The 12009-nt window shown below is 51.4% G+C and carries 9 protein-coding genes; 2 read left to right on the top strand and 7 right to left on the bottom strand.

The genetic code is table 11. From position 1 onward, the window contains the following. Positions 1-16 precede the first annotated feature (16 nt). Together JMI88_RS21195 and JMI88_RS21200 are read right to left on the bottom strand one after the other, a co-directional pair. The gene (locus JMI88_RS21195) at positions 17-1420 is read right to left on the bottom strand and encodes a transposase (protein WP_201360699.1); all 1404 of its coding nucleotides are present in this window, start codon (positions 1418-1420) and stop codon (positions 17-19) included. 432 nt (positions 1421-1852) lie between these two features. After that, a complete protein-coding gene (locus JMI88_RS21200; protein ID WP_373323933.1) occupies positions 1853-2308 on the bottom strand; it encodes a peroxiredoxin in 456 nt (151 codons plus the stop codon). A gap of 241 nt (positions 2309-2549) precedes the next feature. On the opposite strand from JMI88_RS21200, the gene JMI88_RS21205 reads away from it, so the two are divergent. Further along, positions 2550-3341, top strand: a complete 792-nt coding sequence (locus JMI88_RS21205; protein WP_201363968.1) for a Nif3-like dinuclear metal center hexameric protein — start codon at positions 2550-2552, stop codon at positions 3339-3341. 121 nt (positions 3342-3462) lie between these two features. Here the strand turns inward: JMI88_RS21205 and JMI88_RS21210 are convergent, their stop codons facing one another. From JMI88_RS21210 to JMI88_RS21225, 4 genes are all read right to left on the bottom strand, one after another. Next, on the bottom strand, positions 3463-4671 hold the full coding sequence (locus JMI88_RS21210) for a Gfo/Idh/MocA family protein (RefSeq protein WP_201363969.1): 1209 nt from the start codon (positions 4669-4671) through the stop codon (positions 3463-3465). Between the two features lie 301 nt (positions 4672-4972). Next, on the bottom strand, positions 4973-5593 hold the full coding sequence (locus JMI88_RS21215) for a histidine phosphatase family protein (RefSeq protein WP_201363970.1): 621 nt from the start codon (positions 5591-5593) through the stop codon (positions 4973-4975). A 228-nt stretch (positions 5594-5821) separates the two neighbouring features. Next, the gene (gene recD2, locus JMI88_RS21220) at positions 5822-8065 is read right to left on the bottom strand and encodes an SF1B family DNA helicase RecD2 (protein WP_201363971.1); all 2244 of its coding nucleotides are present in this window, start codon (positions 8063-8065) and stop codon (positions 5822-5824) included. Between the two features lie 158 nt (positions 8066-8223). Beyond that, positions 8224-9336 carry a carboxylate-amine ligase gene (locus tag JMI88_RS21225; RefSeq protein WP_201363972.1) on the bottom strand — a complete coding sequence of 371 codons (1113 nt, stop codon included), beginning with the start codon at positions 9334-9336 and terminating at the stop codon, positions 8224-8226. Positions 9337-9611: 275 nt separating this feature from the next. Between JMI88_RS21225 and JMI88_RS21230 the strand changes: the two genes are divergently transcribed. Then, positions 9612-11807 carry an FUSC family protein gene (locus tag JMI88_RS21230; protein ID WP_201363973.1) on the top strand — a complete coding sequence of 732 codons (2196 nt, stop codon included), beginning with the start codon at positions 9612-9614 and terminating at the stop codon, positions 11805-11807. A 10-nt stretch (positions 11808-11817) separates the two neighbouring features. On the opposite strand, the gene JMI88_RS40750 is transcribed toward JMI88_RS21230, so the two are convergent. Next, the gene (locus tag JMI88_RS40750) at positions 11818-11994 is read right to left on the bottom strand and encodes a thioesterase family protein (RefSeq protein WP_201363974.1); all 177 of its coding nucleotides are present in this window, start codon (positions 11992-11994) and stop codon (positions 11818-11820) included. Positions 11995-12009: the final 15 nt, after the last annotated feature.

Here is a 12009-nt window from a genome sequence, read left to right on the forward strand (position 1 = left end):
CCCCATAGGCGTCAACTTAAGCACTTGAACAACTGAAGATTGCATCATCACCTGATAGACGAGCGAACTCCTTCTGGAAATGCACCCGTCGTTGCTGCTCTAGGATAGGTCGCTGGCGTTTATCGCGCAAGAGACGAATACATTGCCTGATATGACTTTTCAAGGTTCGTGGGTCCCAATAGCCTTTCACGATTTGCTCCACCCCCTGCGCACTCAAGCGATTGAGCTGATACAAACTGGTGGGGGTTGCATCTTGTTGCTGGCTCTTCTGGGCTTCAACGAGCAGTTGACTGGTTTGCTCGGTCTGCTGTTCCACCAACAACCACGCGACCAGTAACGTTGCGACCATGGCCTGTGCGGTATCGGCTCGCGTGCAATCTAGATGATGGGCGTCAATGACTTGTTTAAAGCGTTTGAAGAGCGTTTCCACATGCCAACGACTTTGATAGGCTTCGATCACCTGGGCGGCAGACCAATACGTCTCAGGAATGCTGGTCACCAAGAGCAGAAAGCCGGCTGCGAAAATTGCATCGTCAGTCGACTTGCGCCCTTTGTCGCGGTCTTGCTGCCGCTTGCGCTCACGCATGCGTTCCGCTTCCTCGGCTGGTGGGACCTCAACGATGAGGTGCAGACGCACGCACTTGTGTGCGTGCAGCACCTGCACATCCTTTTGATGCACGCCAACAGGCAAGCTTTGGAGCCACTGATGCCAATCGATCATCGCTGGTTTCTCTGTTGCAGACTCAGGAGTCAACTCCGCGAGTGGCAGGTGAAAGGGACTCCAGCGAATGAGCGACCATGCGCCTTGTTCCGCCACTGCAAACACGGATTTGGGATGACTATGACCAGCATCAGCCACGACCACATCCCCGTGCTGAAGGGGAAGATCACACAGATTTTCACCTCCTGTTCCTCGCTTCACGCGCAAGCTTGCAAGCTGACTGGTGAGTAGATGGTAGGTGGCACGCACCTGCCATGAGGTGCCGTGGGGGCCACGACAGGTGAAATGCGTTCCATCCACGAGCAATAGACGTCCGGACACCTGTCCCTGAACTGCAGTGGTCTGGGTCTGGTGGGCCAACAACGTATTGGCAATCCACATCAGCCAGTCGGTTGACTGGCGTAAACGTTGATGCCACGCTTGCTTGCTTAACGGGGGACTGTTGGGCTGAGTCGCCGCGCTCCACAAGCTTAATTGGCGCAAGGACGATTGACTGAGCATATAGCAGAGCAATCCCCGCAGCAGGTCACTGGGCGAAGCCAAATGCCGTTTGCGACGGAATGCTTTGTAGTGCAGTGCTTGCTCATCAAGATCTCCTGGCAAGTATTCCTGGACAAACCATTGCCATTGCTGATTGGAAAGGGCACACAGTTGTTGCGAAGCCTGGGCGTATTGAGTATCATGATGGTGTTGAGGCACGAGTCACTCCTGGTCTGGATTAGGTTTGTACATGTCCAGTGTACCAAGTTTGGCTCTGCCTTGCATCCTCTTCAGTTGTTCAGTTGTTCAAGTACTTTTTCTTAAGTTGACGCCTATGGGGGACACCCCACTCCCCGGCAGGAGGGCCTCGCCGGCCCTCCTGCACCTCCCACCTTATACCAGCTTTATTTGTAAAAGATCATGCGGCGGGAGAAGGGAGGGAGGTTGGGCGGAGATTTAATCAAGCTCCCAGCATGCTCGCACCCCGGCAGAAGGGTTTCGGTGGCTTCTCGCGACTGGTCATCATTACCAAGGGCTATATGTTTAATGGAAGCCAGCAAACAATAAAGAAGAGGGGAAGTATTGGTGCTGGTCCATCCAAAGCCTGAGAGGCTTTGGATGGACCAGCACCAATAAAAATCGTTTGAATTCTTAGCGGGCGGAATGAAGGGTTTTTAAGGCTTCATCGATGTGGCGCTCGGCCGCCAGCTGAGACGAGAAAACATGACGCACGATACCGTCCTTGTCAATAATGTAGGTAACGCGGCCAGGTATCAGTCCAAAGGCAGAGACCGCGCCATAACGTTTTCTGACCGCCCCATCTTTATCGCTCAATAAAATAAATGGCAGTCGATATTTGGTCGAGAATTTCTGATGCGCAGCCACTGAATCAGAACTGACGCCGAGCACTTCAGCGCCAGCATCCTTAAATACCTCGTAGCTATCGCGGAAGGCGCAGGCCTCTGCAGTACAACCCGGGGTATCATCTTTGGGATAAAAATAGAGCACTACAGCTTTCTGACCATGATAATCTTTCAGGCTAACCTGCTTGCCATCCTGGGTTGACAAAGTAAAGTCAGGAGCTCGATCGCCTACCTGCACCTTCATACCAGTTGATGACGCCATACTATACATCCTCCTTGTCAATCGTCAGTCATATATTGTGAGGTAAGAAAAATAACCGCTATGAATAACAATATATGACTATTCGTACATCGTTACCGTATCACATTTATAATTGGAGCGTGTGAGCGGTGTTTCCGACTACTGTAAATAATATGCTATGCTTTATACAAACAAAATATCAGCTTAGAAGCAAATAATCTATGAGGGAGAAAGAATAACACTTATGGCGAAGGCGATCCAGGAAGTTATTAATCTCATGATTGCGGAAATACCCAATGCACCATTAGAAGATTCTGTCGATACGTTCAAATGTGGTGATCCAAACCAGGAGGTGAGTGGCATTGTGACGACATTTACTGCCACATTGGATGTGTTGCGGCAGGCAGTCGCGCTGGGAGCCAACCTGATTATTACCCATGAACCCACATTTTATGACCACCGCGATAACACTGATTGGCTGGGCGATGACCCCGTCTACGCCGCCAAGCGCACATTTATTGAGGAGCACAAATTGACCATCTGGCGCTTCCATGATTACTGGCATATGCACGAGCCAGATGGTATCCAGGTCGGCGTCGAAAAGGTGCTGGGCTGGGAAAATTATCAACACACGGACAATCGCTATGTCATTCATATTCCCCCTACCACGGTCGCTCATGTGATCGAGCAGTTGAAACAAAAGTTAGGCACCAGCACGATCCGCATCATCGGAGATTTAGATATGCCTTGTCAGCGCATTGGCATGCTACTGGGATCGATCGGAGGAGATAACCAGATTAAAGCCTTCCATCTGGCCAACCTGGACGTAGCATTGTGCGGAGAAACCACCGAATGGCAGACCGGTGAGTACATACGCGATGCCATCGCCGCTGGTCAGAAGAAAGCGTTGATTATCTTAGGTCACGCCACCAGTGAAGAGGCCGGCATGCAATATCTGGTCGACTGGCTACAGCCCAAAATCCCCGAGGTCAAAATCACCTTTATCCCTGTCGGTGATCCTATCCAGGTTGTATAGGGAGGAACGCCATGAAAACCCCCATCAGGAACATTGCATAATACTGTTTTGCACAACCTGTCAAAAAAGTTTGTGGTGTGCTGCGGACGGAAGGCAGCACATCACAAACGAGAAGTACTACTTAGCTTTCGGCAGCGGGAAAATGCGTGTAGTTGGCCAGGGAAACCACCCTTCCGGCTCTGGCCCATGGCACACCAAGTTCACTGAATAGTTTTTCTTGCGTAAAAGCTTGCTGGATTACGTCATCGATACCTTCGATTACCGTTTTGATCGAACCGGACTCCTCAAAACGTTGCAGCAAAGTTGGCTCCAATTGATGAATAGGCGAAGACTCATGCGCTCCATTGACACATAGGACATGGGCACCGGCGATATCCAGATCGCAGACAAAACTTTGCGGATCAGCCACTTTACGATAAAGATGCTGCATCAGCCGATCGCGCAGATTCAGGCCGGTGTCGCAGTCCATCTCCTCATGCGTGCCATCCCCACGCGTAATCGCCACACGCCCGGTCGTCCAGTGGATGCTGCCCCGCTCGCCGCGTACAATAATTTCGGGTCCGGCTTGCTGCACAGAACAATGGGTCACATAGAAATAGAGCGGCACATCAGTTTCTGTGGTCACACGTATACAGGCAGTATCCGTGCTTTCAATCACATGGCCTCGATATAACTCGGCCTCGACACTGCGCAAAGTAGCGGAGCGCGTCAATTCACTGCCAGCTAAAAAGCAGAGCATATTCAATTGATGTGAAACAGCATTGCTAAAAGGCGAATCCAGCACCCAGGCGCCATGTATTTGCAAACGACCAGCCCAGCCATTGCGTGCGTAATAATTATCCAGACGAGGCCACAAAGCATAGCACTTGATGCTCTGCAACTTACCAATCTGCTGTTCCAGAATGGCTCGCTTCATCCAGAACGTCTCATGCGCATACATCGTCTGAAAGCCAACCGCCACAAAGCGTCCCGTCTCTTCCGCGCAGGCGCGCATAGCCAGCACATCCTGAATGGTTGCGGCCGCAGGCTTCTCTACAAAAACATGCGCCCCGGCACGCAGCGCAGCCAGCGTCATTGGTGTATGCAAAGGGATGCCAGTCGGAATAAAACAAATGTCGCACTGGCCATGAAAATGCGCCAACATCTGCGTAAAATCGGTAAATATTTCGCAGCCGATTGAGCGCAAATGCTGGCATTTCTCCGCCTCTTCTTCCTGATTTATAACGGTTGCACCCAATAAACGAACCTCGCCGCGCTCCACTGCACGCACCAGGTCTTGATAATGAACATTTCCAAAGCCAGATACACCAATAAGGCAAGCAGTGATCATGCAATGATCTCCTTATACACAAAAAGAAAACGTCTTCTTTCTATAGCATAAGCCATCCTTACCTATTTCGTCTACCCACAGGCACTGCCCCCCGCTAAGTGTTTGAAAAACTATGCGCTTCGTGCCTGTGGCCTCTGACTGTTCGCGCCTTCGGCGCTCAAAAAGTTTTATGATGTCGTGCCAGACATGCGCTGAGCGCATGTCTGGCACGACATCATAAAAAACAACGCGGGCGCGCATGCGCCCGCGATGGTGTACAGCGGCATCACAACACCTTTTCTGCAACATGCAGAGAAAGATTTCAGATCAGGTGACTGGTGTCGTTGTGGTAAATAAGCTGGGCCTGATCATTGGTGAGACGGACCTCGGTAATACCACCCGGATCGAGGCGCAGGCAGCGGCTGGCCGGCAAAGACATGTTGATGATATGGCCCACTAGCAAGCGTAAGGTTGATTTATGGCTTACCAGTAGCACCGTCTGTCCGGCATGCTGCTGTAACAGCTCAATTACACAGGGGACGACACGCGTTATCACGGCTTGCTGAGTCTCTCCTTCGGGAATCTGTGTCATCCACGAGCCTTCCTCCCAATGGGATAGTTCTAGTGGATAGTGCTCGGCAAGATAGGCACGGGGCTGGTTCTCCCAGGTACCAAAGTTCATCTCACGCAGAGCTTCACGCAGTTGGATTTCGAGCTTCAATGCCTGCGCAATCGGCTCGGCCGTCTGGCGCGCCCTTATCTGAGGGCTGCAATAGAGAGCGTCGATGGTCTGTGAGCGCAGGCGCTCAGCCACCTGCCGGGCCTGCTCATGTCCGGTTTCAGTCAACGGGATTTCTGTGACGCCACAGAATGCATCCTCTCTGCTGTTTTCTGTTTGACCGTGCCGTACTAATAGTAGCCGGGTCGTTGTTTTTTTCTGCATAGCCATACGCTTCCTTTTTATGAATGGCAAATTGGACGGGTTACTCAACCGACACGCTATACACCTCAATAAAATGAGATCTATAACTTATACCAATATATCAAATCAAAGGCTATTTATTAATTTCCAGATCTCTATTTTTGCGATTGCTGACGCCGCTGCCCGCTCCAACAAGGTAACAGCCTGAGGCCCACACCTACGGTAACATCTACGTTGTGGCCTAACGAATTATTGTGGGTTGGTTTTGAGCCGGTCGGCGAGGGCGGTGTAGCGCTCACGATCGGTGATGCGGTGAATGGCAGTGCCAATAGCTTTGGTGGGGCCAACCAGGATGACCAGTTTTTTAGCGCGCGTCAAGCCGGTGTAAATCAGATTGCGGCTTAATAACATGTAGTGCTGCATGAAAATGGGGATGATCACAATTGGATATTCACTACCCTGGGACTTGTGAATGGTAATCGCCCAGGCCAGGGATAGTTCTGAGAGGTCGGCGTAATCGTAGCTGACTTCCCGCTCGGCGAAGCGCACTTTGACCTCTTGCTCCTCCAGGTTGAGCGCGGTAATCGTGCCCAGGTCGCCGTTAAAAACTTCACGCTGATAATCATTGACCTGCTGGATCACGCGATCCCCGACGCGCAAGGTATGGCCGCCACGTGTCAGTTCGATGCCGCCAGGCTTTAGCGGATTGAGTATCTGCTGGAGCAAGGTATTCATATGTCGTGTGCCCGCCTCGCCACGCGTCGCAGGACAGAGCACCTGCACCTGCTGGACGACATCTATGCCGTGCGCGGGCAGATAGTGACTGGCCAGGTGGCTGATACCTTCGGCGCCCAGCTCGGGTTCTGGCGCCTCCAACCAGAGGCAGTCGGAGCTGGCAAACTTTGTCGTGGGAGTGAGGTGGGGAAATTGGCCGGCATTGATACGATGGGCGTTGGTTACAATATGGCTCTCAGCGGCCTGCCGGAATATAGAGGTCAGGCGCACCACCGGCAAAAGTCCTGATGTAATCAGATCACGCAATACCATACCGGGTCCGACGCTGGGCAGTTGATCAATATCGCCCACAAATAATACCTGGGCCCGCGTTGAAATGGCTTTGACCAGCGAATGGGCCAGGAACAGATCGAGCATCGACGTCTCATCCACCACCAGTGCATCCGCTTCCAATGGATTCTGCTCATTATAGCGGAATTGCATGGTTTTGGGATCAAAAGCCAGCAGGCGGTGGACGGTTTTGGCCTCGCGGCCGGTCATTTCAGCCAGACGCTGGGCCGCGCGTCCCGTGGGAGCAGCCAGCACGATAGACTTGCCCATGGCTTTCCATAAAGCCACGATGGTACGGGTGGTAAAGGTTTTGCCACAGCCAGGGCCGCCCGTCAGAAGCAGCATCCGCGAAGACGCAGCCAGCTCAACGGCCTGGCGCTGTTCCTCAGAAAGCTGAATACCCTTCTTCTGCGTGTATCCATCGATCCAGCGCTGCACACGCAGCGCATCGACCGCGATCGGTTCTTGCGCGAAAGCTGCCAACCTTCTGGCCAGCGCAACCTCGGTATGATAAAAAGCTGGCGCATAGCAGATGGTTTGCTCAGCCATATCGGCATAGCCGGGCTGGATGATCAACTGTCCGTCCTCAGCCATCTCCGCTATCAGCGAGGTAATCTTATCTGCATCAACTGGAAAATCGGGCAGGGCCAGTCGCTCAACCACCTGCTCGATCAGCTCAGTTTGCGGCAAGAAACAATGTCCATCATCGGAAGCTTGCTGCAGGATATGCAGGATACCGGCCCGGTAGCGGAAAGAAGAGTCGGGCGCAATGCCTAAAGAACGAGCAATCGTGTCGGCGGTAATAAAGCCAATGCCATAGATGTCGGTCGCCAGTTGATAAGGATTCTGCGACACCTTGTCAATCGCGCTATCGCCATAGTGTTTAAAGATCTTCACCGCATACGTCGTAGAAACCTTATGACCCTGCAGAAAGATCATCACTTCCTTAATGGCTTTCTGAGCCTGCCAAGCCTGGGCAATCATAGTTATGCGCTTCTGCGCGATACCCGGAACCTCAGAGAGACGCTCGCTCTGCTGCTCAATGACCTCCAGAGTATCCATACCAAAATGAGCCACGATGCGCTTCGCCGTCACAGGACCAATACCCTTGATTAAGCCACTACCCAGATATTTCTCCAGCCCTGTCAGGGTAGCCGGCTTCGTCTCCTGCGCATGCACCACCTGGAACTGCTGCCCATACTTTAAGTGCTCGCGCCAATAGCCGGTCAAGCGTAAAGTCTGACCAGCATGGATCTCAGGAAAACTGCCTACAATTGTAATCAAGTCTCGTGCGGACGGCAATTTCAAGCGCGCAACGGTATAACCTGAATCTTCGGCATGGTAAGTGACACGCTCAACGATACCCTGGATATGTTCTGTATTAGCCTGCGCGATACGTTTGCCAGCTTCTTCTTGCGGTACCGACATAATATTTGCTCGCCTTCTTCGTTCCTACACACCCCAATGCGACGAGTATACCAGCCTGGTATCAGATTGCCAAGATAGCTGCTCCACGCCCTTCAAACACAAAAACAGACAGGGGTAATATGCTCAAACACATCACCTCTGCCTGTTTTGGAAATAGATTATAGAACGCCGCGTGCGGTTTCGTTGATAATGAAATCGACAAGCGCGTGCATATCACCTGTGCGTTGATAGACTGCACGCTGTCTACAGGCGCCATTTCCTTGCTGCAAGGTCTGCCGTACCAGGCCAGATACTTCATCCCAATCACCATCCGCCTCCAGGGCTGGACGCACAAACGTCATTAAACGCTCTACCAGTTCTGGCGCAGGTATAATCTCGCGGGTATTCACATCTACTAAATCACCTTCCAGGCCGTAGCGAGCTGCCCGCCAATGCGAAGCCCGCAACAGATCCTGGTGAACTATAGGAAATGGTGCATCCAGTAGCGACTGCTCATAGCAGGCACGCACCAGGGCTCGCGTCAGGCCAGCTATCATCACAGCTTCATCGATCGTCAGGCACACATCGGCCACCCGACACTCGATGGTTGGATAACGCTCCGAGAGACGCAGATCCCAGTAAATTTTTGTCGCATCTTCTATACCTTTGACCGCCACCAGTGACTGCACCAATTCCCGATATTCCTCCAGCGAGGCAAAGGCCGGCGGCGGACCAGATAGCGGCCAGCGCATCCATACTTCGGTGCGGAAACTAGCGTAACCACTATCTTCTCCCAACCAGAAAGGTGAATTGGCAGAGAGGGCCAGTAGAGGAGTCAACCAGCTACGTAGCCGACTGAATATAGCTGCAAGAGCCTGGCCAGGCGGTCCCACATGCACATGGCAGCCCTGGATCCCCTGTTCACGAGCCAGCTGTTGAAACTCGTGCAAGAGCGATTGATAGCGTTCCTTAGGGTGTACCCGCTGACCGCTCCAATGGGAAAAAGGATGAGTGGCCGAGGCGGCAAGTTTCTTGTTAATCGCCGCTGTAGCCTCAATCAAAGAACGTCTCTGCTGGATCAAAGACTGACGAATTTCGGCTAAGGTATGGCAGACAGGAGAAGTGCTTTCAACTTGCGAGAGTTGTAGCTCCGGCTGGATCTGCTCCCCCAGCACGCGTTGCGCTCGAGGCAAAACGCGTGCCGCCGCAGAATCCTGCTCGCGTGTTTGTGGATCTACGATCAAGTATTCCTCTTCAATACCCATCGTAAAACCTGTGGTATCCTTTGGCATGTTAGCTAACTCCTCTACCATCGATTGCTCTGGCAGCGACGAGTAACGATGATACTTCGTGAAATACAAAATTTTAAGGCTCAATATGATGAAAAGCATGTTCGATTAAAATACGGGTGAAACAGGCAAATAGACGAGTAGCCTCTACCATATAGAGAAAGAAATCGTATGTATCACCGGGCTATTGCTAACCGTGAGTATAGAAAGTACACCGATATCATAACACCTTCTTACTAAGGGAATATTAATCATTATGACGCAGGCTACACACATCTATGGGAAAATCTGCACAAAGCATACGAATATCAAGTGGTAAAAGAGGCTCCTGGCTGGCCGCTTTACAGCATGCCTGGAAAATGGCTTTTCGCTTTGATCGCTCGCAGCTCGTGATTGTGCGCTCGCTCATCAGCACCTTTGGCTTCATCCTGCCGCTGGCACTCGGTGTAGCCACTGGACACGTCGTCGAAGGTGTATCGATTGCTGGTGGTGCATCCAGCCTGGGAAGCGTCAGCCTGAATGCAACGCACAGTATACGCATACGCACTATGCTATTGGCCAGCCTGGGAGTAGCAATATCAGCCTGTGTCGGAGCATTAGCAGGTCCTTATCCCTGGCCATCGATCATCCTCATTGGCCTATGGAGCTTTATAGCGGGGCTCATGGTTGTCATCAGCCAGCAAGCCATGATCATTGGCCTGCAATCGACACTGGCACTGATCATCCTGACCCATTTCAATCTCAGCCCAATCCAGGCGCTACTTGAAGCCCTGCTACTGCTCATTGGCGCACTATTCCAGGTGTTGCTTTCAGTAATACCATTCTGGCAGAGCCTCAGTTCTGAGCGCAGTATGCTCACAAACAGCTATCAGGCTCTGGCTGATTACGCACTGGATGCCAATGACATTAATAATATCCGGCAGGTCAACGTTGAATTAAAGCAGACCGAGGATACGCTGAACACGAGCAAATCGAGTCGGAAAAAAGCGCGGAAATTCACCCAATTACTTCAACAAGCCGCAAACATCCGCCTGTCACTGACAATCTTTACCGATATTCTGCAAATGATGGTGGATCAGGATAATGAGCGTTACGCTAAAAAAGTTGAAAATATCTTGCGGCAAATAGAAAATATCCTGCGAGCAATTGCACATAGTGTCAAGTCTCATTCAACAACAACCAACCTATCTCAAAACTATGAGGTCCTCGACACGATGGTAAAAAAGCTGGTAGAAGAGGATAAGTCAAATTATAAACTACAATCTATCGCACTTTATTACAAAGCGTTGCGTTCACACCTGCGAGCCGCAGAAAAAGTAGCCAGCTCACTCCATCCAGGTCCACCATCTATGTCATGGCGTATACGCCTGCCCCGGCGACCCGAATTGCATATTAAAAATCCATTGGCGACATTAAAGGCCAATCTATCGCTAGAATCAACAGCCTTCCGCCACGCCATTCGCCTGGCGATTGTCATGATCATTGCAGCGACCATTTATCGCTTCTCGCCGATCGAGCGTAGCTACTGGATACCGATTTCAGCCCTGTTCGTGCTACGTCCCGACTTCACCTCAACTATTACACGCGGCATTGCACGCATGATCGGGACAACGTGCGGAGCGCTATCGACCGCCTTACTGCTGCATTTTGTGTCACCCACCAATACTATCCTATTAATCATAGAAGCTATCGTCACCTCTTGCGCCTATGCACTACTTTTTGCCAATTACAGCCTCTTCTCCTACTTTATAACGATACAAATTATTATCCTGCTCTCTTTTATAAATCAACCTGCATCAGAGCTCGAATTCTATCGCGTAATTGATACAATCATCGGCGGCGGACTGGCTCTGCTGGTCTATATTCTCTGGCCAACCTGGGAACATCTACGGGTAGCAGAAAATATCGCCAGGCGTTTAGAGACACTACGGAAATATTATCTGGAGGTCATGAATGCCTATATCTCGCCGGGACAATATGATGCTGAGCGCATCCAACAATATCGACGCGATGCCCTGCTGGACCGCACAAATGCGCATGCATCGGTTGAGCGTGCGTTAAATGAACCCGAAATCCATCAATTCGATAAAAATACCATGCAGTGTCTGCTCACCGAAGCCGACCATATAGCGGAAACCGTTCTCTCGCTCGAAGCATATTTATTAGAGATGCCCGAGAGACCTCCTCTCCCCATGGTTATACAGCTCACCCATAGTATTGCTCAGGCCTTACATACGTTTGCTCTGGCCATACAGCACGAGCAACCAGTTCAACTGATGCAAAATTTCAAACAACTTATTCAGGAGCTCGAAGAGAAGCGCAAAGAGTTACGCCACACAGATCCAGCAGCCTTCACAACCCTGAGCTTTGCACTACACGTCTCCAGACGCATCATCTCCAACCTGCATACCATGAATCAGCTCCTCAACACCAAATATGAAGCTCAGAGAGAAACCTCAACAGTCAGATGCTGATCTCCCCTCGTCATCCATTTTTATTCTCACGCTGAGAAATAAATAATGCCTGAGCCGACCGGCCAACCAGACCATGCTGCTCATAGAGGTCCGCGGTCGCGAGCCCTACACCCTCCGATTGCATCTGTGTGCTTGCGTCCAGGCAGATCCATTCTCCAATCGGTGGTCGCAGACAATGGACCGTCACAGTTCAGGTGGAACA

It is taken from the genome of Dictyobacter formicarum (assembly GCF_016587435.1).